The organism is Streptomyces sp. NPDC040432 (assembly GCF_055595445.1).
Genome location: NZ_JBVIVP010000006.1, coordinates 390,860 through 415,880 on the forward strand (window position 1 = coordinate 390,860; position 25,021 = coordinate 415,880).

25 protein-coding genes are annotated in these 25,021 nt (G+C 73.4%); 11 read left to right on the forward strand and 14 right to left on the reverse strand.

Annotated features, from left to right (window positions below; genetic code table 11):
* The first annotated feature begins 78 nt into the window (after nucleotides 1–78).
* The 3 genes from ACZ58N_RS17035 to ACZ58N_RS17045 all read left to right on the forward strand — a co-directional run bounded on the left by ACZ58N_RS17035 (nucleotide 79) and on the right by ACZ58N_RS17045 (nucleotide 4,024).
* Entirely contained in the window at nucleotides 79–1,908 is a 1,830-nt protein-coding gene (locus ACZ58N_RS17035; protein WP_471159935.1) for a glycoside hydrolase family 15 protein, read from the forward strand.
* A gap of 330 nt (nucleotides 1,909–2,238) precedes the next feature.
* On the forward strand, nucleotides 2,239–2,832 hold the full coding sequence (locus ACZ58N_RS17040) for a toxin-antitoxin system, toxin component (protein ID WP_471159938.1): 594 nt from the start codon (nucleotides 2,239–2,241) through the stop codon (nucleotides 2,830–2,832).
* Between the two features lies 1 nt (nucleotide 2,833).
* Complete coding sequence (locus ACZ58N_RS17045; RefSeq protein ID WP_471159941.1) at nucleotides 2,834–4,024, forward strand: DUF6545 domain-containing protein; 1,191 nt, start codon at nucleotides 2,834–2,836, stop codon at nucleotides 4,022–4,024.
* 15 nt (nucleotides 4,025–4,039) lie between these two features.
* Here the strand turns inward: ACZ58N_RS17045 and ACZ58N_RS17050 are convergent, their stop codons facing one another.
* The 3 genes from ACZ58N_RS17050 to ACZ58N_RS17060 all read right to left on the reverse strand — a co-directional run bounded on the left by ACZ58N_RS17050 (nucleotide 4,040) and on the right by ACZ58N_RS17060 (nucleotide 7,969).
* Complete coding sequence (locus tag ACZ58N_RS17050) at nucleotides 4,040–4,876, reverse strand: class I SAM-dependent methyltransferase (RefSeq protein WP_471159945.1); 837 nt, start codon at nucleotides 4,874–4,876, stop codon at nucleotides 4,040–4,042.
* Between the two features lie 242 nt (nucleotides 4,877–5,118).
* Nucleotides 5,119–6,561, reverse strand: a complete 1,443-nt coding sequence (locus ACZ58N_RS17055) for a D-alanyl-D-alanine carboxypeptidase/D-alanyl-D-alanine-endopeptidase (protein ID WP_471159948.1) — start codon at nucleotides 6,559–6,561, stop codon at nucleotides 5,119–5,121.
* A gap of 349 nt (nucleotides 6,562–6,910) precedes the next feature.
* Nucleotides 6,911–7,969 carry an ArsR/SmtB family transcription factor gene (locus tag ACZ58N_RS17060; RefSeq protein WP_471159952.1) on the reverse strand — a complete coding sequence of 353 codons (1,059 nt, stop codon included), beginning with the start codon at nucleotides 7,967–7,969 and terminating at the stop codon, nucleotides 6,911–6,913.
* A 135-nt stretch (nucleotides 7,970–8,104) separates the two neighbouring features.
* Between ACZ58N_RS17060 and ACZ58N_RS17065 the strand changes: the two genes are divergently transcribed.
* A complete protein-coding gene (locus tag ACZ58N_RS17065; RefSeq protein WP_471159955.1) occupies nucleotides 8,105–9,385 on the forward strand; it encodes an MFS transporter in 1,281 nt (426 codons plus the stop codon).
* Nucleotides 9,386–9,625: 240 nt separating this feature from the next.
* On the opposite strand, the gene ACZ58N_RS17070 is transcribed toward ACZ58N_RS17065, so the two are convergent.
* On the reverse strand, nucleotides 9,626–9,841 hold the full coding sequence (locus ACZ58N_RS17070) for a hypothetical protein (protein ID WP_471159958.1): 216 nt from the start codon (nucleotides 9,839–9,841) through the stop codon (nucleotides 9,626–9,628).
* A gap of 208 nt (nucleotides 9,842–10,049) precedes the next feature.
* On the opposite strand from ACZ58N_RS17070, the gene ACZ58N_RS17075 reads away from it, so the two are divergent.
* Nucleotides 10,050–10,709, forward strand: a complete 660-nt coding sequence (locus ACZ58N_RS17075) for a lysophospholipid acyltransferase family protein (RefSeq protein WP_471159961.1) — start codon at nucleotides 10,050–10,052, stop codon at nucleotides 10,707–10,709.
* A 121-nt stretch (nucleotides 10,710–10,830) separates the two neighbouring features.
* On the opposite strand, the gene ACZ58N_RS17080 is transcribed toward ACZ58N_RS17075, so the two are convergent.
* The gene (locus tag ACZ58N_RS17080) at nucleotides 10,831–11,064 is read right to left on the reverse strand and encodes a hypothetical protein (RefSeq protein WP_471159963.1); all 234 of its coding nucleotides are present in this window, start codon (nucleotides 11,062–11,064) and stop codon (nucleotides 10,831–10,833) included.
* 242 nt (nucleotides 11,065–11,306) lie between these two features.
* On the opposite strand from ACZ58N_RS17080, the gene ACZ58N_RS17085 reads away from it, so the two are divergent.
* Both ACZ58N_RS17085 and ACZ58N_RS17090 read left to right on the forward strand, forming a co-directional pair.
* Nucleotides 11,307–11,960 carry a DUF7691 family protein gene (locus ACZ58N_RS17085; protein ID WP_471159966.1) on the forward strand — a complete coding sequence of 218 codons (654 nt, stop codon included), beginning with the start codon at nucleotides 11,307–11,309 and terminating at the stop codon, nucleotides 11,958–11,960.
* Between the two features lie 149 nt (nucleotides 11,961–12,109).
* A complete protein-coding gene (locus ACZ58N_RS17090; protein ID WP_471159971.1) occupies nucleotides 12,110–13,081 on the forward strand; it encodes a zinc-binding dehydrogenase in 972 nt (323 codons plus the stop codon).
* Nucleotides 13,082–13,153: 72 nt separating this feature from the next.
* On the opposite strand, the gene ACZ58N_RS17095 is transcribed toward ACZ58N_RS17090, so the two are convergent.
* Nucleotides 13,154–15,325 carry an FUSC family protein gene (locus ACZ58N_RS17095; protein ID WP_471159974.1) on the reverse strand — a complete coding sequence of 724 codons (2,172 nt, stop codon included), beginning with the start codon at nucleotides 15,323–15,325 and terminating at the stop codon, nucleotides 13,154–13,156.
* 307 nt (nucleotides 15,326–15,632) lie between these two features.
* Nucleotides 15,633–16,466 (reverse strand): class I SAM-dependent methyltransferase, encoded by an 834-nt coding sequence (locus ACZ58N_RS17100; RefSeq protein WP_471159976.1) that lies wholly within the window; start codon nucleotides 16,464–16,466, stop codon nucleotides 15,633–15,635.
* A 223-nt stretch (nucleotides 16,467–16,689) separates the two neighbouring features.
* Between ACZ58N_RS17100 and ACZ58N_RS17105 the strand changes: the two genes are divergently transcribed.
* Entirely contained in the window at nucleotides 16,690–17,640 is a 951-nt protein-coding gene (locus tag ACZ58N_RS17105) for a DMT family transporter (RefSeq protein WP_471159979.1), read from the forward strand.
* Here the strand turns inward: ACZ58N_RS17105 and ACZ58N_RS17110 are convergent.
* Nucleotides 17,637–19,010: an STM4012 family radical SAM protein gene (locus ACZ58N_RS17110; protein WP_471160147.1), complete on the reverse strand. Its 1,374-nt coding sequence runs from the start codon at nucleotides 19,008–19,010 to the stop codon at nucleotides 17,637–17,639. The two genes, ACZ58N_RS17105 and ACZ58N_RS17110, sit on opposite strands and share 4 nt — an antisense overlap.
* Before the next feature lie 255 nt (nucleotides 19,011–19,265).
* Between ACZ58N_RS17110 and ACZ58N_RS17115 the strand changes: the two genes are divergently transcribed.
* The gene (locus ACZ58N_RS17115; protein WP_471159982.1) at nucleotides 19,266–20,411 is read left to right on the forward strand and encodes a DUF1152 domain-containing protein; all 1,146 of its coding nucleotides are present in this window, start codon (nucleotides 19,266–19,268) and stop codon (nucleotides 20,409–20,411) included.
* A gap of 134 nt (nucleotides 20,412–20,545) precedes the next feature.
* Entirely contained in the window at nucleotides 20,546–21,496 is a 951-nt protein-coding gene (locus ACZ58N_RS17120; RefSeq protein ID WP_471159985.1) for an NAD-dependent epimerase/dehydratase family protein, read from the forward strand.
* 81 nt (nucleotides 21,497–21,577) lie between these two features.
* Here ACZ58N_RS17120 and ACZ58N_RS17125 read toward each other — a convergent pair whose 3' ends face one another.
* From ACZ58N_RS17125 to ACZ58N_RS17140, 4 genes are all read right to left on the reverse strand, one after another.
* Nucleotides 21,578–22,141 carry a toxin gene (locus ACZ58N_RS17125; protein ID WP_471159987.1) on the reverse strand — a complete coding sequence of 188 codons (564 nt, stop codon included), beginning with the start codon at nucleotides 22,139–22,141 and terminating at the stop codon, nucleotides 21,578–21,580.
* Nucleotides 22,138–22,596 carry a helix-turn-helix domain-containing protein gene (locus tag ACZ58N_RS17130; RefSeq protein WP_471159990.1) on the reverse strand — a complete coding sequence of 153 codons (459 nt, stop codon included), beginning with the start codon at nucleotides 22,594–22,596 and terminating at the stop codon, nucleotides 22,138–22,140. The genes ACZ58N_RS17125 and ACZ58N_RS17130 overlap by 4 nt, the downstream gene beginning before the upstream one ends.
* Before the next feature lie 264 nt (nucleotides 22,597–22,860).
* Nucleotides 22,861–23,184 (reverse strand): plasmid stabilization protein, encoded by a 324-nt coding sequence (locus ACZ58N_RS17135; protein WP_471159993.1) that lies wholly within the window; start codon nucleotides 23,182–23,184, stop codon nucleotides 22,861–22,863.
* A gap of 91 nt (nucleotides 23,185–23,275) precedes the next feature.
* Nucleotides 23,276–23,641, reverse strand: a complete 366-nt coding sequence (locus ACZ58N_RS17140) for a hypothetical protein (RefSeq protein WP_471159996.1) — start codon at nucleotides 23,639–23,641, stop codon at nucleotides 23,276–23,278.
* Between the two features lie 131 nt (nucleotides 23,642–23,772).
* On the opposite strand from ACZ58N_RS17140, the gene ACZ58N_RS17145 reads away from it, so the two are divergent.
* Nucleotides 23,773–24,114: a DUF5713 family protein gene (locus tag ACZ58N_RS17145; protein WP_471159998.1), complete on the forward strand. Its 342-nt coding sequence runs from the start codon at nucleotides 23,773–23,775 to the stop codon at nucleotides 24,112–24,114.
* A 99-nt stretch (nucleotides 24,115–24,213) separates the two neighbouring features.
* Here the strand turns inward: ACZ58N_RS17145 and ACZ58N_RS17150 are convergent, their stop codons facing one another.
* Together ACZ58N_RS17150 and ACZ58N_RS17155 are read right to left on the reverse strand one after the other, a co-directional pair.
* Nucleotides 24,214–24,567: a PRC-barrel domain-containing protein gene (locus tag ACZ58N_RS17150; protein WP_471160001.1), complete on the reverse strand. Its 354-nt coding sequence runs from the start codon at nucleotides 24,565–24,567 to the stop codon at nucleotides 24,214–24,216.
* Nucleotides 24,568–24,577: 10 nt separating this feature from the next.
* A complete protein-coding gene (locus tag ACZ58N_RS17155; protein ID WP_471160004.1) occupies nucleotides 24,578–24,805 on the reverse strand; it encodes a hypothetical protein in 228 nt (75 codons plus the stop codon).
* Nucleotides 24,806–25,021 lie beyond the last annotated feature (216 nt).

Genomic DNA, 25,021 nt, shown 5'->3' on the forward strand with positions numbered 1-25,021 from the left:
GGGCACGCACCAGGGTGGAGGTGGGGTACCTCCCGCCCCTGCCGGGCCGGGCGGCTTCCACAGCCGAGGAGACTGCCGATGCGCCGCTACCCGCCGATCGCCGAACACGGTCTGATCGGAGACCTCCAGACCTGCGCGCTCGTGTCCTCCGACGGCGTGCTGGACTGGTTCTGCTCGCCGCGCTTCGACTCGCCCAGCATCTTCGCGGGCCTCCTCGACCACGACCGGGGCGGCTACTTCGCGATCACCGCCGACGCCGCGGACGTCACGACCCGACAGCTCTACCTCGCCGACACCGCGGTCCTCATCACCCGGTTCCTCACCGCCGACGGCGTCGGTGAGGTCATCGACTTCATGCCCGTCACCGGGGGCCGCACCGTCACCGACCACCACCAGGTGGTCCGCGTCATGAGGGTGGTGCGCGGCGCCGTGCGCTTCTCGCTGGAGTGCCGCCCCCGCTTCGACTACGGCCGCGCCCCGCACGCCCTGACCCTGGACGACGCCGGTGCCCGGTTCCAGGGTCCGGACGTCACCGCGTACCTCCAGGCCGTCGGCCCGGTGCCGTTGGAGGCCGAGGGGAGCGACGTGCGCGCGTACGTCACCCTGGCCGCGGGTGAACGCGCCGCCGTCGTCCTGACGGTCGGTGCCGCCGGAGCCGGCGCCCCCGAGCCCCCGACCGTGGAGGCCACGACCGAGTCGTTCGCGGCCGTGCACGCCTTCTGGCACGACTGGATCGGCCGGTGCACCTACCGAGGCCGCTGGCAGCAGATCGTCAACCGCTCCGCCATCACCCTCAAACTCCTCACCTACGCCCCCACCGGAGCGCCCATCGCGGCCGCCACCATGGGCCTGCCCGAACAGGAGGGGGGCGAGCGCAACTGGGACTACCGCTACACCTGGGTCCGCGACGCCTCCCTGTCCGTGCGGGCCATGCGCGACCTCGGCTTCACGGAGGAGGCGGACGCGTTCCGGAACTGGCTCGGACAGCGGCTCTACGACGGAGGGGCACCCAACGGAGAACCGCTCCAGATCATGTACCGCGTCGACGGTGACCCCCACCTCACGGAGGAGGTTCTCGGCCACCTGGAGGGCTGGCGCGGTTCGGCGCCGGTGCGCGTGGGCAACGGCGCCGCCACCCAACTGCAACTGGACATCTACGGCGAGGCGGTCTACGCCATCGCCCAGGTCGACAGCGCCACGCATGTGATCGGCTACGAGGGTTGGACGCGCTTCGCGGGCCTGCTGGACTGGCTGTGCGACAACTGGGACCGGGCCGACGAGGGCATCTGGGAGACCCGCGGCGGCCGGCAGCACTTCACCTACAGCCGCCTCATGTGCTGGGTCGCCTTCGACCGCGGCATCCGCCAGGCCATGGTCAACGCCCGCCCGGCCGACCTGCCCCGCTGGACCGCCGCGCGCGACGCCATCCTGGAACAGATCATGACCCGCGGCTGGAGCGAGGAACGCGGTGCGTTCGTCCAGCACTACGACACGACCGTCCTGGACGCGTCCCTGCTGCTGATGCCCCTCGTCGGCTTCATCGCCCCGGAGGACCCCCGCTGGCTCGCCACCCTGGAGGCCATGGACGCCGAACTCGTCGCCGACAGCCTCGTCTACCGTTACGACCCGGCCGCCTCCCCCGACGGCCTTCGCGGCACCGAGGGCACCTTCTCCCTGTGCAGTTTCCTGTACGTGTACGCCCTCGCCCGCTCCGGTCGCCTGGAACAGGCACGCTACGCCTTCGACAAGATGCTCACCTACGCCAACCACGTCGGTCTCTTCGCCGAGGAGATCGGCCCGACGGGCGAACAACTCGGCAACTTCCCGCAGGCCTTCACCCACCTCGCCCTCATCACCGCCGCCCTCGCCCTCGACGCCGAACTCGACGCGGCGGCCGGACGCGCCTGAGGGCCGCCCGGCGCGGCCACCGGAAGGACAGGCGATTTTCTGCCATCGTGCGGCCGGGTCGGCCGGGCCCTCGTGGATCTACCGCCCCGTCTGTGGCACTCTCGGGAAGCCGCAGGGTACGAGCCGTGCCCCGACGTCCCATCACGCCGGGGTGCCTTCGGCCGACCGCCGCCGGGCGGAGGACCGGTGGCCGAAGGCCCCTCCACGACAGCCGGGGAGACCGGCACGGATGGCCGTAACCCGCCCCACGTCGAGGGGCGCGCGGAGTGTGCTGTCCGTGCCGGTCGGAGAGCGTCACAGGTTCGTGGAACAGCGTCACAGGGGGAACGGGTGTTCAAGCAGCGGGAGATGCGGCAGTCGGTCGGCGCCATGGTCGAGGCGATCGGCCACTTGGAAGCCCCCGTGGAGGGCGAGGCGATCTGCCGGGCGCTCTGCGAGGCCATGGGTGACCGTCGCGGCCGCGAGATCGAATTCCGGACGACGTCCTTCCCACCCGGAACGGCGAGCGGACTCGCCCTCGACCTCGGGTCGAAGGACCTCATCGTCGTCGAGGAGCGGACCGTACCCGAGCACCAGCTCATCATCACCGGACACGAACTCCGACACCTCGAACTGGGCCACTGCCACCAGCACGTCACCGAGGGCGCCGTGGCCGCCCGCCTGCTGCACCACGACGCCGAGCTCCAAGGCATCGTCTCGTCCGTCCTGGCCATCGCCGGCCGCCAGAGCCCCGCCCTCCTCGGACAGGACGGCACGGCGGCGAGGAGGCACGAGCAGGAGGAGCAGGCCGCGGAGCGGTACGGGCTCGAACTGGCCCACGCCGTGCGGCACCTGCTGCGCGAACCCCTGTCCCACCGCCTCGATCGGGGCACCACCTCCGGCAGGATCGAGGCGGCCCTGGGCCACCACGTCAAACGGGGCTGACGTGTCCGACCTGGGCTTCCAACTGCCCGCGGTCATCGGAGTCCTCGCGGCCCTGGGCAGGCTCCCCGGCCTGCTGCGCAACCCGCACGACCCCCTGCTCCGGGCCGTCGTGGCGTTCCTCCTGACGACCAGCGGAGCCCTCTTCCTCGGGGCGGTACCGATGCTCGCGGAGGTCAACGCGATCACGGGCGTCCCCAACCTGGCGACTCCCCTCGTCCACGCCATGCTGATGGCGTCCTCCGGCGCCGGCATCGTGCTGATCATCAACTGGAGCGGTGGGCCGCACGCGTCGATCCGGCGGGCGACGCACCGGGCCCTCTGCTTCTACGGCGCGCTGGGCCTGGCCCAGTTCGGCCTCTTCCTGCTGGGGGACGCCCCCGACGAGCGGTTGCGGGACCTCGAAACCCACTACGCCACCACCCCGTACATCCGCGAGATGACCCTGCTCCACCTCACGGCCCTCACCGCCGCCGCACTGGTCATGTACTCCCTGTGCCGGCGCTGGCTGCGCGAGGTCACAGGGGAACTCCGCGTGGGCCTGGCCCTCATGGTGACCGGCCAGTGGCTCACCGTCGGCCACGCCGTGTGCACGTTCGTCGCGGTGGGCGCACGGTGGGCGGGAACGGACTGGGACTTCCTGAGCACCCAGGTGGCTCGGCCGCTGCTCCGGGCCGGCTCCTCCCTCGTCATCTGCGGGTTCGTGCTGCCGCACCTCGTGCAGCGCCTCGCGGCGCCCTGGCGGGACTGGTCCGGGTACCGCCGGCTCGGTCCGCTCGCCCGACTGCTCGCGGGGTTGACGCCCGCCACCACCAGGGTCAGGATGCCGCTGTTCTCCTGCCTCGGAGTGCGCCGCCTCCAGCGCGAATCGAGCATCCACGACGGACTGCTCACCCTGAACCCCTACTTCGACCTCGCCCTGCGGGCCGGCGCCCTCGACGCGGCCCTCGCCGGGGGAGCCGCCCCCGAGGAGGCGGCGGCGGTCGCCGACGCGACCATGGTCACCGCCGCGGTACGGGCCCTGCGGGCCGATCCCCAGCGCTGCGTCATCGCCCACACCCGGGCCCTCCAGGACGATCCGGGAGGTTGCCGGGACCTCGTCCTGACCTCCCGGGCGTTGTCCCGCCTCCCCGCCGCGGCGAGCCCGGGCCCACGAGCCGGCGGCGGGTCCGCGGTCGACGGGTGCACCCCCTGACCGGTCGGCCCGCGGTCAGCCCGGGCGGTGGCCCCAGGCCGTGATCAGCCCGGGGGAGAGGTCCGCGCAGTCGGGGGAGTCCAGGTACCGGACCGCCTCCTCGATCGCCGCGTCGTCCACCAGCCCGGTCGCGGTCATCGCCGCCCCGGCCCGTTTCCAGGTGTCCGCCCAGAACCGGCTGATGGGGCTGCCGGGCAGCAGCGGCGGGACGTGGACCTCCGCGGCCACCCCGGTCAGCCCGGCGGCGCGCAGCAACTCCGGATAGCGCGGGGTCCAGGACACGTCGGTGCCGATGGTCTCGCGCAGGCCCTGCCACATGGCCCGCATGGCCCGGGTGTACGGGGTCGCGGGAGCGTCCGCGCCCGTCAGGTCGACGGCGTCCCCGAGGACCAGGACCCCGCCCGGGACGAGCAGTTGCCCGAGGCGCTCGATCAGGCGCTCCCGCTCGGCGAGGTGCATGAGGACGAAGCGGGCGTGGACCAGTCGGAACCGACCGGGATCGAACCCCGGGGCGAGGACGTCCGCTTCCAGGAGGTCGAGTCCGGGTTCGGGGCGGGCGGCCAGGAAGCGGACGTCACGGTCGACGGCGAGCACGTGCGTGACACCGGCCTCCCGCAGCAGCCGCCTGGCCACGGTTCCCGTGCCCGCGCCCAGTTCGAGGCAGTTCCAGCCGGGTCCGGCCCCCAGCTGCCGGAGCCGGGCGAGGGTGACGTCGTCGTAGGCGAGGGCGCCGAGGTCGATGCGTTCGTCCTCGCCGGCCCGCCCCGGCGGAAACACCTCGGTACCGTAGCGGCCGGGTGCGCCGGGGCCGCCCGTCGTTCCGTCACCGGTCCGGTCGGAGTGCGTGGACACGGACGGATCACCGCCTCCCGGGTCGCGCGGGCCGTGCGGCGGGCGTGGTGGACGGGGGCGCCGCACTCGCGGGAACCGCTGGCGGCACCCGCGCTCCCAGTATCACCGGATCCCCGCGTGACGGCCCGCCGACGAGCGCCGGGACCCGGCCGCGGCGGGCCGGCCCGGGCCCGGGCAGCGCGGCGCGGTGCAGCGGGCGGTCGGGGCGAACCGGGAAGGGTTCCGCGGCCGTGCGGGCCTCGTCACCCCTCCTGGAGGTGGGCGGCGACCATCGCGATGTCGTTGGCGACGCTCAGGATCCCGCTCGGATCGGGCGTCGGAGTCGCCGCCCCGGTGACTCCCGCGTAGAACACGTCGAAGCGGCCGTCGCCCCGGTCGAGGTAACCGGCGATGGTCATCGCACCCACGCCCAGCCGGTCGTTGAGGGCGTCGTACCCGACCGCCGCCCCGGTCTTGGCGAACACCTTGCCGCGTGCCGGGCAGTCCCGGCAGTTGGTCGCGAGCAGCCCGTCGACACCCAGGATGGGCAGCGCCTCCCGGAACCGCCGCGCGTCCGGCGTACCCATCCAGTACGTCAACATCTGGATCTCCGCGCGCGGCGTCGCCCGGTCCACGGGGTTGCCGCCCCGGCCGTCGAGGAGTTGCACCTGTTCGCGGTCCACGCCCGCCCCGTCCAGGAACCGGGCCAGTACCGGGAAGCCGTCCATGCAGGAGTGGCTTCCCGCCTCGACGGCCATCAGGCAGATCCCGAGGTTGGCGCCGAGGTTGTGGCTCACCTTCAGGATGAGCTCGGCGTAGTCCGCGTACGGCGGCGAGGTGTACACGGCCACCCGCGGGCTCCCCTCGTACGTCCTGGGCAGCTCGGCCACCGGGTTGGGTCCGGCCGGATCCGCGGTGACCCGCACCCCCGCCCGGCCGAGCGCCTCGATCAGCGCGCTGCGCCCGAACGCCGCCGGATCGGCGACGGGCGAGACCCGCAGCACCGGAGCGGCGCCCACGGCGATCGTGCCCGACAACCGGATCCGGGTGCCGTTCTCGGAGGCCGTCACGTCGATGGAACCCGTTTCGCCCGCCGCCACCGTCCTGACCGTCGACGTCACCCGGTACGGGGTGACCTTCGGCCGCCAGTCCAGCCGGGCGGGCGCGTCCGGGCGGTCCCCGGGAGTGGTCAGGAGGTCGATCAGGTTGTCGTTGACGATCATCGGGGTCGGTGTCGGGTCGAGGGTCGGATCGGGGGCGAAGAGCCGACTGTCGACGACGACGTCCCCCTCCACCCGGGTGATGCCCGAATCCCTCACCTGCCGGGCCAGCCGGTCGATCCCGGCGAGGGGGTCCTCCGGGGTGAGCGTCGCGCCGGGCACGTCGTCGGCGTAGGTGTGGTCGAGGTCGGTGAACGCCACCGTGCCGTCGGGACGGGTCCTGCCGCCCATGGTCAGGTCGCCCTGGGCGACCAGGGCCAGGTTCCCGTCCAGAGTGGAGCCCTCGCGCACACCCACCGCGTGGACGGGCGTCTCGAAACGGTGCTCGGCCCCGAGTGTCTTCCACGGTCCGGACACGCTGAACAGCTTGGCCGTGGAGCCCGGGATGAAGACCTGATCCGGGAACATGCTGCGGACCACCCGGCCGCTGTCCGGCTCGACCTGGAGGAGCCCCCACTGGGCGTTGCGGTACTCGGGCTTGCGCATGATCGCCGTGATGCGCGGGTCCAGCGGGTCCTGGCCGCCGGTCGCCGACGGCGAAGGGGGCGGGGCCGGTGAGGTCGGGGTCGGTGAGGTAGCGGTCGGTGGGGGCGGTCCTGAAGCCGCGCCCGAGGTCAGGGCGGCGAGCAGCAGGGCCGCGCCGCCGGCGCCCACCCGCCACCGCAGGGACCGGGGACCCGTACCCCGGGGTCGGGAGTGTGTTCCTCGCACCACGGCACGCCCCGTTCGTCTCGACGGACTCCGGCCGCACCGCCGGGCCGACCGGCCCCCGGGATCAGACCAGCGTGGCACGGCCGCCCCGGCCGCGCACGCCGCCGTCGGCCCTGCGGGGGAGTCACCCCCGCAGGGCCGGGCGGCCGTCCCGCTCGGCGTGCCCCGTCAGCCGGTCACCGAGCGGGCTGCGGCGGTACAGGACGTGGCGTCCGTCGCGCGCCCGGGTGACGAGCCCGGTCGCGTGCAGTACGCGCAGGTGCTGGGACACCGCGCTCGGGGTGACCTTGAGGCGCCGGGCGATCTCGACGGTCGGCAGCGGCTCTTCGAGGAGGCCGAGCAACCGTGCGCGGGGCGCGCCCAACAGGGCGGCCAGAGCAGGCGCGGTGACGACCGGCGCGGCTCCCCACAGCGTCGCCACCCCACGGCTGGGGTACGCCAGCGTCGGCGCCTCGCCCTCACCGACCGGCGGGGCCGGCTTGTGGGCGAACACGGACGGTACGAGCAGCAGTCCGCGGCCCGAGGCCTTGACGTGATGCCGGCTGATCATCTTGTCCACGTGCAGGACGCCGTCCTGCCAGCGCAGGTTCGGATGCATGTCGGCGAACAGCAACCGGGCTCCGCCCAGGGCCAGTTGCCGCGCCCGGTAGGTCATGTCGGCCTCCAGGACCAACCGCATCCGCGGCCACACCGGTTCGACGGCGGCCTTCCAGTACCGGAGCAGGAGTGCGCAGAGCGCGTCGCGGAGCCGTACCACGGGGGCGTCCCCGGTCGCGAGGGCGTCGCGCAGTGCTCCGGGCAGCGGATCCGGCGCGTGTGCGGCGAGCAGGTCACGACGCACCACGGCCGGGGAGGTACGGCGCACGACGGCCAGTTCCTCCTCGAACGAGGCGTCGAAGCGCGCGGGCCGCGGCGTGAGGAAATCGGGCAGGGTGCGCCGCACGGGCATCAGCGACATCAGTGTTTCGACGTCGGTTGCGTCCAACCCGCCGGATCCGCCGCCGATACCGCCGATACCGCCGATACCGTCGGGTCCGCCGAGGACGGACCTGCGCCACGGCAGGTGCAGCGCCGACAGCCCCGGCTCCCGCAGGATCCGCAGGCTCAACACGGTCTCGTGCAGCGGGGAGAGCGCGAAACGGGTGTCCGCGAGGTCCTCCACACCGAGCTCAAAGGTGATCATTAAGCTCCAGGCTACATTCGTTGTCGGTCGTGCCCGGGTGCCGTGAACTCTTCGGCATGACACCCACAGCACCCGTGCGGTGCCCCTCCACCGCGGCACGGCCCCGTGCCGCCGACCCCGGGGCGGCGGCCTGACATGGACCGTCGGACGCTCCTGCTGCTCTCCCTCACCTGTGCCGTCGGCGTGGGCAACGTGTACTTCCCCCAGGCGATCGGCCCCCTCGTCGCCGCCGGACTGGGGGCGTCACCCGATTCCGCCGCCCTGATCGTGACGGCCACCCAGATCGGCTACACCGTCGGGATCTTCCTCCTGGTGCCGCTGGGCGACCGGATTCCGTACCGGCCGCTCCTCGTCACCCTGTTCGGCCTCACCGGCGCGGGCCTCCTCGCCGCCGGCTGCGCGCCGGCCCTGCCGCCGCTCGTCGCCGCGAGCGCGCTCGTCGGCGTGACCACCGTGGCCGCCCAACTCGTCGCCCCGTTGGCCGCCGGCCTGGTGGGCGAGGAGCGCCGCGGGGCGGTGTTGGGCACGCTGCTCAGCGGCTCACTGGCCGGGATGCTGCTCGCCCGCACCTTCAGCGGGACGCTCGGCGAAAGGCTGGGCTGGCGGGCCCCCTACCTGGTCGCCGCCGTCGTGGTGCTCCTCCTGGCCGCCGTCCTCGCCCGTACCCTGCCGGCCACCACCCCGACCGAGCGCCGCCCCTACCCGGCGCTCCTGGCCGAACCCCTCCGGCTGCTCCGCGCCGAACCCGAACTGCGCCGCTCCTGCCTCTACCAGGCCACCGTATTCGCCGGGTTCTCGGCCGTCTGGACCTGCGTGGCGCTCCTGCTGACCGGCCCCGCCCACGGCCTCGACGTCCGGGCCGTGGGACTGCTGGCCCTGGTCAACGCGGTGACGGTGCTCTGCACGCCGTACGCCGGACGGCAGGTCGACCGCAGGGGGGCCGACGCGGTCAACCTCGTCTGTCTGTTGGCGGTCCTGGCCTCGGCCGGACTCCTCGCGGCGGGTTCGGGCGGCGGAGCGGCGGGCCTGGCCGCGCTGGTCGTCGGCACCCTGCTGCTCGACGTCGCCATGCAGTCCGGCATGATCGCCAACCAGGCACGTGTGTTCGCGCTGCGCCCCGACGCCCGCGCCCGGCTCAACACCGCGTACATGACCTGCGCCTACCTGGGCGGCAGCGCGGGCTCCTGGCTCGGCGTGAAGGCCTACGGCCTGGCCGGCTGGGGCGGGGTGTGCGGGTTGGTCGCGGCCCTCGCCGGGGTCGCGCTCGCCCGCCACCTGGTGGCCGTCCGCCACCGCGGGGCCCCTCGCGGGCCGTCGGCCGCCTCGGACGGACGGCCCGCGAGGGGCCCCGTCGGCGCTGCCGCGTCCCGACCGGCCATCGCCCGTCCGGACGCCCGGCTGCCCGGGGACTGCTGAACCCGACCCATCGGGACTGCTGGACCCACCCGGTCAGGACTGCTGAACCCGACCCGTCAGGACTGCTGAACCCAATCGGATCCACCCCGTCCGGGCGGTTGAACCTCCCCCCACGACGGGGCGGGCGAACCAACGCGGGCCGGACGCCGGAGGGGCGGCGGGCCCGGCGAGCGTGGGATCCGGCGGTGGTGCTCGCCGGTGGGAACCCGCGCTCGCCGGTGGGAGCCCGTGCGCGGCGACTCAGTCGCCTCCGCCCCCACCTCCACAGCCGCCACCACCGCCGCAGGAGGAGCCGCAGCCGCCCCCGCCGCCGTCCCCCCAGGAGCGGGAACGCCGCTTGCGCGACGTCCCTCCACCCCGGCGGCCCCCGCGCGTCACCGCGAAGAGGACCACGAAGAATCCGACCACGAAGATCATCAAGATCTCCACCACGACCACCCCCCGTACTTGTTCCATCCGGATTGTATGAGCGGTATCCCCGGCCCGGCCGATCGCTACATCGGACTTGAGGAACTCCAGAGCTTCGCCGCGCGGACGGTGCCCGGACGGTGCCCGGGTGGTGCCCACACGCGTCGTGAGTAGGCGTACTCACGACAACCGGCCCGGCCCGTCCCGATGATGGGCGGCGACCGTCCCGTCCGCGCCACCGCACCAGCGAGGTCCCGTGCTCACCCGCATCGCCGACACCCTCTTCCCCGCCTTCGGGACGCTCTCCGTGACCGCGGACCCCGACGGACTGCCGCCGCGCGGCGCCTGCGTCCTCGTCGCCAACCACACCTCCCTCTGCGACCCCGTCGTCGTCGCGGCCGCCCTGCGCAGGCTCGGCACCGATCCGGTGATCATGGCCACCGCCGGGCTCTGGCGGATCCCCGTCCTCGGTGCCGCCCTGACCCGCGACGGGCACATCCCCGTCCACCGCGGTACGGTCCGCGCCGCCGAGGCCCTCGACCGGGCGGCCCGGGTCCTGGCCGACGGACGCTCCGTCCTGCTCTACGGCGAGGGCCGCCTGCCGACCCGTCGGGACCCGGGTGAGGCCGCGCCGGGTCCCTTCCGCAGCGGCGCGGCCCGCCTCGCCCTGGCCGCCGGTGTGCCCCTCGTGCCGGTGGGGCAGGCGGGTGCGCGCCGGCTGTGTTCCGGAGGGGCCGTCAAGCAGCTGGCCGGTGCGCTCACGGCGCCCGTCCGCCGCCCACGACTCCACGTCCACGTCGGAGCGGCCCTGCGGCTGCCCGGTCAGGTGCCCGAGGCGAGCGCCCACGCGCACCGGGCCGTCACGGAGGCCTGGCGCACCGCCGTCGACACCCTGGCCGCTTCCACCGCCCGCTGAGGCCGTTCCGTTCCGGGCCGGCGTCGAACGGCCGGGCGCCCGCCTCCGGGGTGTGGTCCGGGTGGCGGGCGCGTCGAGTGCACCGGGTGGGGGGCGGGGGCGGGGTCGTGCGGACCCGCGTTCAGGTGATGTCGGCCGAGACGGACCGGTCGGGGTGGCCCTGTACGGCCGTACGGAAGGCCTCCATGCAGGGCGTGCAGTAGCGTTCGGCGGCCGTCTCCCCGGCCGTGCTCGGGGAGGTTGCCGAGGGGGGTGCGTGCCGGCCGCAGAGGGTTCCGGAAGGGGACTCCTTGGAGAGGACGTGCCACAGGAGTTCGCCACGGCCGTCGGGTGAGTCCGCGCGCATTTCGTACATGAGGATGCCCTTCGCGCTCGCTGGGCGGGCGAGAGGTCGCCCGTCGTCCATGAGAGCTCGGTTCCGCCGCAAGGGCCACTCGGCTCGGCCGCCCGGGGGAAACCGGGACGGAGGAGGTTTGAACCCCGCTCCGGGGTGCGGGAGACCGCCGTGTGCTCCGTACGGGGCCGGCCGGGCGGCTCCGGCACCCGCGAACCGGTCCCGGACGCCGGGCTGTCGGTGCTCCTTGGCAGGATGAACCCATGAGCAAGATCGTGAACTACAGCATGGCGAACCGCGGCGGGATCGTGCGGTTCGTGCCCGCCCTGGACCTGAGCGCCGATGAAGCACGACGCCTGGACACCATGCGAGCCAGGGCGAAGGAGCGTCAGGCCGACCTCGACCACCAGGGCGTGGACTGGGGGCTGTCGGTCCCGGACGCCCTGGAGGAGTTGATCTCCGGCCGAGCCGACTCCTCCGCCGATTACGCCGGCTGCGCCTACTACGCGGCCCTCCAGATCGTCATCGACCACAACGCGAGCGACAGCGCGACCCTGGCGAGTTACCGGAGCCCCGTCACCTACTTCTCCGCCCTGGACGAAGCCCTCAGCTCGGTGGGAGTCCCGGCCGACCTGCTGCCCTACCAGTACGTCTTCAGCGGCCCGCCCTCGGAGATCGGGTTCCACATCCCCCATCCTCCGGAGGGCTCACCGGAGATCGGCTGCTGGCCGCTCGCGAAGGCGGTCCCCGCGGTCGCGGCCTACCGCGCGGTGCTGGACCGGGTCGACGAGGAACTCCGGTACGACCTCGGGGAGCTCATCGAGGCCCTCGACGGCTGGGCCTCGGAGTGGGACGGGGCCGAGGGTGCCTGGTGGTGGGCCGAGGACGGCTCGATCTTCTTCTCGATCACCGGCTGACCTGCGGGGGAAGCGGCCGGTCCCCCCGGGTCGGGCCCGGCCGAGCGGGCTCCCACGACGAGGACTTGACCTCAAGCCCGGTTGAGGTCGGATGGTTGCTCCAACGGCGGCGCCGGAAAGTCCGGAGCCCGGGACGAGGGGGAAGCGCCATGCGAGTGACAGAGGTCAGGGAGTTCGGTGGTCCGGAGGTCCTGGTCGCGGGGGAGCGGCCCGAGCCGGTGGCGGGACCGGGCCAGGTGCTGGTCGCCGTGGCCGCCGTGGACACGATCTTCGTGGAGACGCAGGTGCGCCGCGGCTGGGGCCGGGAGTACTTCCCGCTCTCCCTCCCATACGTCCCCGGCGGCGGAATCACCGGCACCGTGCGCGCGATCGGTGAGGGCGTGGATCCGGAGTGGATCGGGCGCGGGGTCGCGGTGTCGATCGGTTACACCGGGGGGTACGCGGAGTTGGCAGTTGCGACCGCCGACGCGCTGGTGGCCGTGCCGGAGTCGGTGTCCCTCACCGACGCGGCGGCCCTGGTCCACGACGGGGTGACGGCGGTCAAGCTGCTGGACGTCACGGCCCTGCGGCCCGGCGAACAGGTGCTGATCGTGGGTGCGTCGGGCGGGATGGGTACCGTCCTCGTCCAATTGGCGAAGGCGGCGGGCGCACGGGTCGTCGGGGTGGCGCGCGGGGACCGGAAGACCTCCCTCGTGAAGGAGTTGGGGGCCGACGTCGTCATCGACGCGGCCCGTCCGGGCTGGGTCGAGGCGGCCCGTGCCGCGCTCGGCGGCGCGGGCGCCGACGTCGTCCTCGACGGGGTGGGCGGCGACATGGGCCTGACCGCCTTCGAACTGGTCGCCGACGGGGGCCGGTTCTCCGCCCACGGGGCGCCCACGGGCGACTTCGCCCCCGTGGACCCGGACGCGGCCGCCGACCGGGGGGTGCGCCTGTTCGGCATCGGGGACGTCCGGATGCAGGCGGCGGAACACACCGATCTGGTGGAACGGGCCCTCCGCGCCGCGGCCGGGGGCACGCTGCGGCCCGTCATCGGCGCCACCTTCCCCCTGGAGCGCGCGGCGGCGGCGCACGAGGCGATCGAGTCCCGCGCACTCGTCGGGAAGGTCGTCATCACCGTCTGACGGACCCGGACCCGGACCCGGACCCGGACCCGGACCCGGACAGGGGCCGGGGAGCGCGGGATCCGGGCGGCCTCACGCCGTGTGCGGGCCGTTCGGGGCCTTCGGGGCGGGCTCCTGGGTCGGGCGCGCTCCGTCCGCGCCCGCGGCGATCCGCTCCAGGTCCGTCATCAAGGAGTCCAACCACGAAGCCGCCGCGTAGTAGAGGCGGGGTGCGCCCGGGGGCTCCGCGGTGAACCCGGTGAAGGTCGGGTCGCGCAGCGGGATCGGGGCGTACGGGGTGTCGCCGCCCGGGTCGAGGCGGGCCGATACCAGCAACATCCGTCCCGCGACCCGGTCCCCGAGGCCGGTGACCGCCGTCGCCGGCTCCTGCCCCATGGGCGGGGCGACGATCCGCTCGGGCGGTACGAGCAGCCTGTCGGCCCCCCACAGCGTGTGGTGCCCGGCCATCAGGGTCGCCTGCCAGTCCTGTCCGCCCGACGACGCCCGCCCCTTCGGCTCGCTCTGGTACTGCGCGTACGCGGACTCCGCAAGGATCAGCGCGGTGCGCAGCGAGCGGTGTCCCGGCGCGCTGAGCACCGGCACCCGCACCCCGCCCGCGGAGATCTGCGCGGTGGTCGCCACCACGATCTCCGCCGCACCCCGCAGCAACACCGCCGCCGATCGCCGCAGCTCGGCCTGCGCGCCCCGCGGCCAGGCCAACAGGCCGAACACGGCGCCGACGGCACTGCCCGTCAGCACGTCCAACAAACGGAACTCGGCGAGTTGCCAGGTCGCGGGAGCCAGTTGCGCGAAGACCAGGGCGATCACGATGGTGAACATGGCCTGCGCCCAACCGACGCCCTTGACCGGCCCCAGCGTGAACGCGACCAGCATCAGCGGGGGCAGCGCCGCCGCGTACACCGCGATGTCGGTCCCCACCAGTGCCAGCAGCGTGGCCGCCACGAGGGCGCCCGCGAGCGTCCCGATCAGGGCCACCCGTACCGTCGAGCGGGTCTCCTCCACCGTCGTACGCGTCAACGTCAGCGTCGCCAGCAGCACCCAGAATCCGTGGGGCAGCGTGTCCTCCCCGGCGATCAACCGGGCCGCCGCGAGCGCCATGCTGAGCCGTACCGCGTTCTGGAAGAGCACCGACCGTCGCGCGGCGTGCCCCGACAGCCGGAACCACCACAGCTGCGGGGCGTGCATCCGCGCGTACCAGAACCGGCCCGGCGCCGCCTGCGCCGCGCCCGCCCGACCCGCCACCGCGATCCCGGCCGCCGTCGACATCGCCAGCGCGGCGTCGGCGGCCTCCAGGACCGCCGCGTGACGGCGCAGCAACGCCGGGGAGGGATCGGTCGTCGGGCCCGCGGCCAGGGCCGTACGGGCGCGCAGCAGCTCCGTGTGCGCGGCCACGGAGGTCGTCCGGCCCCGAAGCCGGTCGGTCGTCTCCGCGGCGGCGTCGCGCACCGCCCGCAGCACCTCCAGGTCGGCCCGGCCCGGCTCCGGGCCGGCCACCGGCGGCAGCAGCGTCAGTCGGCCCAGCAGGGTGCGGGTGGCCAGGCCGGTGTGGGCGAGGCCCCGGTCGCGTACGCCCGGCCCGGCAGGCCGCTCGGCCTCCGGCACCTGTGAGGAACGCAGCCCGGTCCCCGCCTCCTCGGCCGTCCGCGCCAACCCGGCGTCCAGGGTGTACGGGGCCACGGACAATTCGTCGGCGCAACGGCGCACGGTGTCGGCGGCCCGCGCGGCCAGTTCCCGGTACGCCACCGTCGGCGGATCGGGGAACAAGAACTTCTCGGCGAGCACCAGCAGGGCGATGCCCACCGTTGCGCCGATCAGGCGCTCGTCGAGGGAGCCCGGAGCGTAGGGCGGGAACGACGGCAGGATGTACATCAGCTGCAGTCCCGGTGCGGCGCCCGCCGGCCGTGGGCCGCCCACGGCGGTGAACGCCAGGGCGAATCCGACGACCAGCATGCCCAGCACCGCGCTCCAGGTCCGCACGGACAGGTAGGTGCCGATGGTGATCAGCACCCAGCAGACGGGCAGGACCGGCATCAGCACCGCGGCGCGCTGTCGGCCCGTTCCGGGGATGTGGGACAGTCCCGCCAGCGCGACCGCCGCGAACAGGGCGTACGTCGCGCCGGTGGCCGAGCCGAACCCGTAGAGGAGCAGGTAGAAGCCGGCGCTGCCGGCCAGGGTCACCCGGACCGACCGCCGGGCCGCCGCCGCGTAGGCGGCGGGCAGTCGTGTCCTGCGGACGCCACCCATGCCCCCAGGATCACCCCGCACCGGCCGACCGGCACGCGGCGGAAGTCCGCGGACGGCTGCGCCCGTGACAGGTGTGCAGGTGGGAGGGGCCGAGGGTGGTCGGCGGGCAGTTGTGCGGGAGCCGCCGCCCGGGGTACAGTGATCTTGTTCCCGCGGCCGAGATCGGCGCCGGCGGGATCTGCGTTGGTGGTCCAAGGAAAGACGCCCCACTTCCCGTGGGGAAATGTAGGTGCAAGGCCTGCCCAGCGCTCGGATCGGCCCCGGTCTCCTCGCGGAGACCGGGGCTTTTCGTTGCCCCGCTCCGCCGCTACGGCCGGGTGGCGGTGACCACGTAGTAGTCCAGGACCCGTTCCTCCCAGGCGGTCAGGAAGTTCCTGGGCCAGGTGCCCGGGTCCCAGAGCCGCGAGAGCCAGCGGTCCCATCCGGGCCACACCTGCGGCCCGATCGAGCGGGTCCGGACGTCGACGAGCCCGGAGCCGTTCAGGGCGTCGGCGAGTTGGGACACGGGCCGGGCGATGTCCAGGCCGTTGGCGTACGAGTCGAGCAGGCCGGCGAGCCGGTCGGCCTGGGCACCGGTGCCGTCGACTGTGAAGAAGCTCGCGACCGCGATCCGGCCGCCGGGGCGCAGGACCCGGGCCGCTTCCGCGGCGAACGCGAACAGGTCCGGGAAGTGCTGGGCGGCCTCGACGCTGTAGAGGCAGTCGAACTCCCCGTCGCCGAACGGCAGGCTCTCGGCGGCGCCCAGGGCGAACCGCAGCCGGTCCGGCCGGGCCTCCAGCAGCGGGGCGTTGACGTCCCGGGCCCGGCGGAGCTGCTGGGGGTGGATGTCGACCCCGGTGATCCGGGCCGGCCGGTACTCCTCCAGGGCGAGCGCGCAGCCGACGCCGAGGCCGCAGCCGACCTCCATGACCTGGCCGTCCTGCGGGCCGGCGGCGTCCAGGACGTGCCGGTAGAGGTCCTGCTCGCTGCGGATCCGGTCGGCCTCCGTCAAGGGCACTTCGAGGTCGACGCCCTCCCAGTAGCCGAAGTTGATGAACCCGCCGGAGAACACGGGCACGGCACTGAGGTCGGCCGGTCCGTACGTCTCCCACACCGGGGGCCGTACGACCGGATCGGACTGCTGCCGGGATTCACCTGCCAACGCCCCGTCACCTCCGCGGACTCGGGGGACCCCGCGGTCCCCGGAAGGCCAGTGTGGCCCGCGCGAGGCACGCCCCGACAGACCGCCCCGCCCGGCGCGGCCCGGCCGGGGGCCCCGGGGCGGGCGGAGTCGTGCGAATCCACCGACGGGGCCGGGGACGGGTCCGGAATCTCGTGGAATTCCCCAATGGGGCCGGTCCGTCCGACCCCGATACGTTCGTGCGATGCGTGATCTCGGTGGTGGCGGAGTGGCGGGCGCGATGATGTCGGTCCTGGTGGCGGCGGTGCTCTGGGGCACCGTGGGGCCGGCTCAGATCTGGGCCGACACGGGTGTCCACCCGGTGTCCCTGGGAGCGGCCCGGATGCTGCTCGGTGGATTGGTGCTCAGCCTGCTGACCGTACGTCCCGCCGGACTGCGGACCCTGCGCCGGCCCGGAGCGGGCCGGTGGCTGGTGCTGAGCGTGCTGGTGACGGCCGCCTTCCAGGTCTGCTTCCTCCAGGCGGTGGAACGTACGGGCGCCGCTCTCGCGACCGCCGTGGCCTTCGGGACCGTGCCGGTGGTCGGCGGCCTGTGCGCGCGCCTGCTCTCCGGTGAGCGTCCGACCCGGCGGTGGCTGTGGGGGACGGGCTGCGCCGTGGCCGGGATCGGCCTGTTGCTGCTGCCCGGCAGCGGGGCCCGCGCGGACGCGGTGGGCGTGGTCTGCGGCATGGTGGCCGGCGCGAGCTTCGGCGTGTACATCGCCGCGACGAAGGAGCTGGGCTCCCGCGGCGTCGACCTCGGGGCCGCGGCGCCGGTGAGCGTGCTGTGCGCGGGGCTGCTGGTCTCCCCGTACCTGCTGGTCGCCCCGGAGGGACTGGCCGCCCCGCGGGCGGTCGCACTGATCGGCTGGTTGGGCCTGGGTACGACCGCCCTCGGCTACCTGCTGTTCACCCGGGGCGTGGGGCGCCTCGGCGCGGCCACGACGGGAACGTTGAGCCTGACCGAGCCGTTGGTCGCCACCGTCCTCGGAGTGGTGTTCCTCGGCGAGCGGCCCGGACCGCTCGCCGCGGCCGGTGGCGTCCTGCTGCTGGCCGGGCTGGTCCTCGCCGCCCTGCCGGAATACCGGCGGGCCGGGGCCGCTGCGGACCCGGTGGACGCCCGGGAGGTGCCGTCGGGCAGCTCCGCTGCTCCCTAACGGTCCTGATAGGACGTCATGTTGTCACGCACCCGGGAGGAGAAGAACATGGGTCCGACCGCGTCGGCCCAGGCCATCCCCTCCAGGGTCAGCCCGAACGTCCCGTCCGTCTCCCGCACCCACCTCTTCTCCGACAGGGCGCCGAGCTGCGGCGCGAAGTCGTCCTCGAAGCGGGTGCCGAACTGCTGCTCGTAGCCGGCGGCGCGCAGACCCGTCGACTCCAGCAGTTGCTGGAGGACGTACATGCGGCGCCGTTCGCCCTCGTCCATCCGGAACGCCCACTGCGCGCGCCGGAACTGCTCGGTGGGGGTCGCGATGTAGTCGTCGATGATGCGCCGCACCTCGGGCACGGCCACCGCGTAGTCGGTCGTGTAGTGCAGGTCGGTGGTGAACGAACGGGCCCCGACGCCGAGTCCGACCATGCCGGCCTGTTGGTTGTACTCACTGATGCTGCTGCCGTCGGTGTCCTCCACGGCCGCGGTGCCGAGCCGCCGGAAGACCCGCATCGACGTCTGCTCGTACCCCGCCGACAGGAGGTGGTCGCGGCCGAAGCGGTAGAGCCGCAGCCGCTGGTCGTTCCAGTCCTGCAAGGTCTTGGCGTGCCGGCTGCTGAGTCCGGTCAGCGGCCTCACGTACAGCGGGTAGAGGTAGACCTCCTCCGGCTCCCAGGCGAGCGCGGCGTCCAGCGACACCTTGAAGGTGCGCTCGGTCTGGCCGTCGATGCCGTAGATGAGGTCGATGTTGAGGATCGGGAACCCGGCCTCCTTGAGCAGGGCGAGGGCGCTCTCGACCTCCTCGCGCTTCTGCGGGCGTACGGCGGCGCGCGCCTCCTCGTCGATGAAGGACTGCACGCCGATGCTCAACCGGGTCGCGCCCCGCTCGGACAGGACGGCGATCCGGTCGGCGGTCGCCGTCGCCGGCGAGGTCTCCACCGACCAGGAGGCGGCCCGCAGGTCGGCGCCCATGATGTTCTCGCTGATGTCGCAGAGCCGTGTCAGCTCGTCCGCGGTGAGGTACGTGGGCGTCCCGCCGCCGAACGCCGCCAGTGTGAACCGGATCGGCGCCCCCTGGGCCTCCAGGGCCTCACGCGTCACCCGGGCCTGCCGTTCCAAGGTCTCCAGGAAGGCGCCCGTGACCTCCTCGGGGGCCCCGGTGCGGGTGAACAGGTTGCAGAAGCCGCACCGCATCTCGCAGAAGGGTATGTGTGCGTACAGCGACAGCGTGTCGAGTCCTTCCTTGCTCCACAGCTCGCTCAGCAACGGGCCGTCGTCCAGCAGCCGGTACGCCTTCTGGTGCGGGTAGGCGTACACGTACTGCTCGTACGGGGTACCGGGCTCGGTGAGCGGGAGGGAACCCCGCAGGGCCGGCATCGGAAGCGCAACGGTCTTCTGCACCACGGGAATTGACCTGCTTTCAGATCGAGTGGACTCACTGTTCGTGACAGGGCGTCACTTTAGGTCGCCCTCCGCGTCGATCTCTGTAGTGGAATTCCCATGAGATGGCTTTCGCCGTATGGAGGTTCATATGTTCTTTCCGGAAGTAGGCCGCCTTCCTCCGGGAATGTCATCCCGTGAGCGGTCCGGACGGGTGGCGGTACGCCGCTCTCCGGGATATTCGTGTCCGCCATGACCACCAAGCGACTTCTCATCGCGGCGGGCGGTGGCGGCGACGCCATCACGGCGGCGATGGTCCACGCCGCCCTCCACGGGGCCACCGCCCCCGCCCTCGTCCTGACCTATGCCTGGGAGCGCCTCGTCGTCGACCCGGTCCCCGGACCGCGCCGCGCCGCGGACTTCACGGGTACGGAGCCCGCCGGGCCCCATCTCGCCCTGGTCACCCCCGCGACCAGGCCCGTCCCGCCGGCCGGTTCCCTCCTGCCGTTCCTCGCCGCCGCCCTGCGGCCCCGACTCGGGCTGCTGGACCCGTACGAGGGTGCCGTCGGCCTCGCCCGGCAGATCACCGCCGCCGCCCGCTGGTGCGGGGCGGACCGCGTCGACCTCGTCGACGTCGGCGGCGACATCGTGGCCCACGGCGACGAACCCACCCTGCGCAGCCCCCTCGGCGACGCCCTCGCCGTCGCCGCCTGCGCGGCCACCGGTATCCCCACGACCGTGTACGTCGCGGGGCCCGGCCTCGACAACGAGGTGCCCCTGCCCGCGCTCGTGCCCCGGCTCGGCGAACCGGCCTTCGCGCTCACCGCCGAGCACACCGAAGGCGTGCTCGGGGTGTTCGACGGGCACCCTTCGGAGGCGAGCGCGATGCTCGTCGCCGCTGCCCGCGGGGTGCGCGGCGTCTGCGGAACCCGTGACGCGCCCGCTCCCGTCGTCCTGGACGAGGCCTCCCGCGGGGTCCACCGCCTCTGCCTGCGACGCACACTCGAACTCAGCCCCCTCGCGCGCGCTCTGGAGGGTTCCGCGACCCTCGACGCCGCCGAGGAGGCCTCCCGCGCGGTATGCGGGTTCTCGGAGATCGAACGCGAACGCCGGCGCGCCGCGGAGTCCGACGGCGCGGGAGCGGCGCCGACACGGCACGCCACGCGGACCGCTCCGCGGAGCGTCGCGACGCTCCGGGCCCGCTTCGCGGCCTGGGAACGCGACACACTGGCCGGGGGCATCGGCTACGTCACCACCCGAAGGATCACCGAGGAGCTCGGACTCACCCCCGCCGAGAGCCGCGTGTTGCTCGACGACCTGCGCGCCGGATCACCCGCGCCGAGGACTGCGCCCCTGTGGGAGCTGACGGCCGACCGCGGCCCGGAGCCGCGCCGGTAGGGCGGGCAGGGGTGAGCGGGGCGGGGCCGGGGGAGGGGTGAGCGGGACGAGGGTGCGGGTCTCGGCAGGATCGCTTGGTCGGTCCGTCCGTCCTCCCGGCCGTCCCGTCCATGGGCAACCCGTAGGGTATGTCGGTGAGTTGTTACGTGGTGATGGGATTCGGGGCCGCCGGGGCGGCCACCGCCCGCCTGCTGGTGGAGCAGGGACATGCGGTGCGGGTCGTGACCAGGTCGGGCCGCGCGGCCGAGCCCGGGATCGAGCACGTCGCGCTGGACGCGGCGGACGCGGTCGGGCTGACCGGGGCGGCGGAGGGCGCGGACGCGATCATCCAGTGCGCCGCGCCGCCGTACGACCGTTGGGCGAGCGACCTGCCACCGCTGGCCGCCGCTGCGTGCGTGGCCGCGGAGGCGACCGGCGCGGTCCTCGTCATGCTCGGCAACCTCTACGGATACGGGCCGGTGGACGGCCCGATGACCGAGGACCTGCCGCTTTCGGCGACCGGCCGCAAGGGGCGGGTCCGTGCCGCCGCCTGGGAGCAGGCCCGCACCCTGCACGAACAGGGCCGTATCAGGGCGGTCGAGGTACGGGCCTGCGACTTCTTCGGCCCCGGGGTGACCGACGGCGGCCACCTTGCCGCGCGCGTCATGCCGGCGGTGCTGCGCGGCCGTCCCGTCTCCACGCTCGGCGACCCGGACGTTCCGCACAGCTGGACGTACCTGCCCGACGTGGCCCGGGCCCTGGCCGAGGTCGCCGGCACGGAACGGGCCTGGGGGCGGGCCTGGCACGTACCCACCGAACCCGCCCTGTCGGTGCGGCAGATGGTCGACAGCCTGGCCGCGGAGGCGGGCACCGGGCCCGTCCCGGTGCGCGGACTCCCGGCGCCGGTACTGACCGTGGGTGGGCTCTTCTCGCCGCTCCTACGCGAACTGAAGGAGATCCGCCACCAGTTCACGCACCCGTTCGTCGTCGACGCGAGCGCCTACGAGGCGTCGTTCGCAGTGCGGGCCACACCCTTCGACCGGCAGGTCGAGGCGACGGTCGGTTGGTGGCGGGAAAGGCTTGCCGGCGCCGCACGTCGGCCGTGACCATCGGGGCCTCCCGTGGGCGGGCGCGCCGGAACGGTCGCAGGAGCCTGAGCGGCCCGACGGATGGGGCGGTCGGAGCGGTCAGAACAGTGTGCGTTTGATCCGGTTGAGCATTTCCGCCCTGCCCGACCGCTCGTCCCCCGCGACCGGGGAGGGCTCCTCCACGGTGCGCCCCACGCGCTGGGAGAGGAGGTAGGCGATGACCTCGGCCTCCTGCTCCTGGACGTCGTCGTAGGTCGCGCGTAGCAGCATGTCGCGGACGAGGTCGGGATCGAGGTTGGGGAAGAGGAAGCGGGAGCCCGCCTCGTCCAGCCAGCCGGCGCCGCGGTGGCGGCAGATGATGTGACCCAACTCGTGCAGGACGATGTGCTCCTGATGCGCGCCCGTCGTGTTGGCGTCGTAGAAGATCAGGTCCTCGTCGCGCGCGGCGACCCACATTCCGCACGGTTGGGACGCCGGCATCTTCATCGGTATGAGCGTGATCGGCCGCTCCCGGGCATCGCCGAGGTAGCGACAGAGCTCGGTCACGTCGGCCCCGTCGGGCAGGCCGAGCTCGGCTATGCGCCGCGCGCCGTTCTTCCGGAGCTTCTTGATGCGGCTGCGGCGGTCCTGGTCGGCCGTGCGGCCCTTTCCGGGGACCCTCACCCCGATGCCGCGGGGTCCGCGGGCTCCGAGGGATCGGTGACGGGCGGCAGGCCCTGCATCTGCCGGTACTGGTCCATGATGGCCGTGATGGCCTGGAGGTTCTCCTTCTTCATCCCGGCCGCGCGCATCGCCACGGAGCGGACTCCGGCCTGGCGCAGCGCCTCGATGGCGGCGACCTCGCTGAGCACCGACTCGGCGACGTCGTCGTCGAAGAAGTAGGCGACGGACACCCCGAAGAACTTGGCGAGGGCGGCCAGCAGGTCGGGGGAGGGGTTGGCGCGCTTGCCGGTGCGGAGCTGGGACAGGTACACACCGCCGGCCTTGAGGTCGGGGTTGACCCGCTTCAGCTCGTCGGCGACCTCCGCGTTGGTCCAGTGCTTGCCCTTGGGGCGCACCGTCTTGAAGAGGTTGTCCAGACGCACTGCCAGTACCGGTCGTTCGTCAGTTTCGGACACTGCGCATCTCCCTTCCCTCCACCTCCTCGGCATTGCTCTCAGCTATCCGTCAGTTTTGCAGATTAGCGGTCAGTTGACAATCTGCCCGGAGTCCGTCACCGTGGACCTCGCCGATAGCTGCCAGCTAACTTTGCTCACGGGGGTGGTCGAGTCCGCAGGCGGCACGGTTCGGCGCGTTCCGTGCCGGCCCTCGGGGGATGGGGGCCGGCACGGAACACCACATTCGGCTCCGCCCGGGCACGCGGACCCGCGCAGGGCCCGGCCTCATCTGCCGAGCGCACGCTTCAGCTCGGCCTTGTCCATGGACGAGCGGCCCTTGATGTTCCGCTGCCTGGCCTCGTTGTAGAGCTGCTCCTTGGTGGGTCCCTGTGCCCCGCTGTGGGAGTGCAGCCCACCGCGTCGGGAGGAGGACATGTCCTGGAGCGAGGACCGGCTCGCGGTCTTCGACTCGCCCGCCCGGGCCCGTTCCTTGTTGACCGTGCGGGCGGCGATCTCCTTGGCGCGCCCGGGACTCTCGCCCCGTTCCTCGGCGCTCTCCTTGATGTGCTCGTACTGGCGCTCACGCTTGGGGCTGGAACCGCGCGGCATGGCAACTCCTCGGCTCGATGCGTCCACTTCCTGCCGACGGCGCCTACCCGGCGTCCTGCGACGGCATTCGCACGCGGACCGGGGGAGCGGGTCAAGGCCCCTGGTCGTAGGTGCCGGCCTGGACTTCGAGCGCGAGCTCTTGAAGCACCTCGATCGAGGAGACGTCGGTGCGGCCCGAGTCGTGTGCGATGGCGAGGCTGGTGAAGGCCAGGCTGAACCCGGAGACCATCGTGTGCAGGGCCGGGCCGAGGGCCACCGCCACCACCCGGGCCACCTCCTGTGGGGAGGCGTCGGCGGGCACCTTGATCGACGGGAGCATCTCGTTCAGGAGCTGCGTGGCGACCCCGGCCGTCGCCCCGGGGCCGTCGTCCTCCTCCCCGTCCTCGACCGCCCGACGGATGTCCTGGGCCTCGGTCAGGATGCCGATCACTCGCTTGAGGACTTCAGCACGTTCCATTCCCGCAGGGTAGCCCCGCAACGGCGCCCAGCGGCAGGCCGCGTGCCGACGGGTGTCCCGCGCGCGGGAACCGGCTGTCAGTGGCGTCGCGCATGATCGGCGCGTCGATTCCTCAAGCGGACGGTGGCGTCATGACGATCACGAACGAGCGGATGGCCCGGCACGGCTTCCTGCGGCAGCTCTACGCGGACTCCTACTACCCGGACCATGTCGTCGACCGGGGCAAGGAGATCCTGCTGCGCCTGTGCGAGCGGATCGAGGCCGAGCGGCCGTCCGATCTGACGGCCCTCTACGCGCTCACCCACGCCGCCACGGAGGAGTTCAACCTCCTGCAAGAGGAGTTCGAAGCCGCCGGCAGTGACATCGAGACGGTGGCGCGGGAGGAGATCGCCGAGGACTTTTGGCGTGTCGCGCACGCCTACGGGTTCGATGGGGCGGACATGGAGGAGCTGATCGCCACCCGCGATTGGTGAGGCGTCCGCCGTGCGCGCGCCCTGCTCCGCCGTGCTCGGTTCGTGCGCTCTGCTCCGCCGAGCTCGGCTCGCGCGCCCGCCGCCCGGCTGGGTCCGGTGTCACATGTGGGGCTGGCCGTAGTAGCGGGCGTACTGCTCGAACCGGTTGGGGTCGCCCTCGTGCTTCGCGTGGTCGTACTCCGGTGCGTCCTTGATCTCTTCCTTGGTCCGCTCGACGTACACCACCTCCTCGGCCGTGTCGATCCGTCGGATCGTGCCCGCCGGGAGCAGTACGTGCTTGCCGAAGATCCAGCCCCCGGTGTCGACGACCAGGTACGAGGCCCCGACGTCCTCGGAGTGCTTGTCGATCTTCCCGATCGAGCCGTCGGTGGCCTCGACCTTGTAGCCGATCAGGTCGAGGCCCTGCTCGTGGCCCGCGTCCCGGTGGTATCCCCAGATGTCCTCCGTGGCCATGGCGGTCGCCTCACTTCCCCTGCGTCGCGGATCCGTCGTCCTTGTCGTCGGTCGGGCCCGCCCGGTGTTCGCGTCCGGCGTCCGCGTCCCGCGAGGGGCGCGGACGGTCGAGACGGCTCGCCTCGTCGGTGTCGGCGGCGGGCGTGTGCCCGTCCTCGGGGCGCCCACGGCGCGTCGCGCGCGGGGCGTGGTGGCCGTCGTGCGGTGGGACGCCTCCGGCGCCGCCCTGTTCCTCCATGGCTGCCTCCTCCGGTGCCCCCCCGGTCCACGGGCCTGTCTGACGGGCGGCTGCCCGGCCGGGGCCGGGCGAAACCCCGCGGGCCCATCGTGGGCCACGGCGTTACGGAACGCGACCGATGGGTAGGGGTGGCGTACGGGGTGCGGCTCGGCCACCCAGGCTGCGACGGGGTCGCACCCCGGCCCGCCCCCCGATCCCCGGGGCCGCACCGGCTCC

Coding starts and splice junctions, on each gene's coding strand:
- ACZ58N_RS17095 (WP_471159974.1), bottom strand. CDS start 15,325: ATGGGTGGCGTCCGCAGGACACGACTGCCCGCCGCCTACGCGGCGGCG.
- ACZ58N_RS17035 (WP_471159935.1), top strand. CDS start 79: ATGCGCCGCTACCCGCCGATCGCCGAACACGGTCTGATCGGAGACCTC.
- ACZ58N_RS17155 (WP_471160004.1), bottom strand. CDS start 24,805: ATGGAGGAACAGGGCGGCGCCGGAGGCGTCCCACCGCACGACGGCCAC.
- ACZ58N_RS17135 (WP_471159993.1), bottom strand. CDS start 23,184: ATGCCGCGCGGTTCCAGCCCCAAGCGTGAGCGCCAGTACGAGCACATC.
- ACZ58N_RS17070 (WP_471159958.1), bottom strand. CDS start 9,841: ATGGAACAAGTACGGGGGGTGGTCGTGGTGGAGATCTTGATGATCTTC.
- ACZ58N_RS17080 (WP_471159963.1), bottom strand. CDS start 11,064: ATGTACGAAATGCGCGCGGACTCACCCGACGGCCGTGGCGAACTCCTG.
- ACZ58N_RS17090 (WP_471159971.1), top strand. CDS start 12,110: ATGCGAGTGACAGAGGTCAGGGAGTTCGGTGGTCCGGAGGTCCTGGTC.
- ACZ58N_RS17140 (WP_471159996.1), bottom strand. CDS start 23,641: ATGGAACGTGCTGAAGTCCTCAAGCGAGTGATCGGCATCCTGACCGAG.
- ACZ58N_RS17110 (WP_471160147.1), bottom strand. CDS start 19,010: ATGCCGGCCCTGCGGGGTTCCCTCCCGCTCACCGAGCCCGGTACCCCG.
- ACZ58N_RS17145 (WP_471159998.1), top strand. CDS start 23,773: ATGACGATCACGAACGAGCGGATGGCCCGGCACGGCTTCCTGCGGCAG.
- ACZ58N_RS17115 (WP_471159982.1), top strand. CDS start 19,266: ATGACCACCAAGCGACTTCTCATCGCGGCGGGCGGTGGCGGCGACGCC.
- ACZ58N_RS17055 (WP_471159948.1), bottom strand. CDS start 6,561: ATGCGCAAGCCCGAGTACCGCAACGCCCAGTGGGGGCTCCTCCAGGTC.
- ACZ58N_RS17150 (WP_471160001.1), bottom strand. CDS start 24,567: ATGGCCACGGAGGACATCTGGGGATACCACCGGGACGCGGGCCACGAG.
- ACZ58N_RS17085 (WP_471159966.1), top strand. CDS start 11,307: ATGAGCAAGATCGTGAACTACAGCATGGCGAACCGCGGCGGGATCGTG.
- ACZ58N_RS17060 (WP_471159952.1), bottom strand. CDS start 7,969: ATGATCACCTTTGAGCTCGGTGTGGAGGACCTCGCGGACACCCGTTTC.
- ACZ58N_RS17105 (WP_471159979.1), top strand. CDS start 16,690: ATGCGTGATCTCGGTGGTGGCGGAGTGGCGGGCGCGATGATGTCGGTC.
- ACZ58N_RS17065 (WP_471159955.1), top strand. CDS start 8,105: ATGGACCGTCGGACGCTCCTGCTGCTCTCCCTCACCTGTGCCGTCGGC.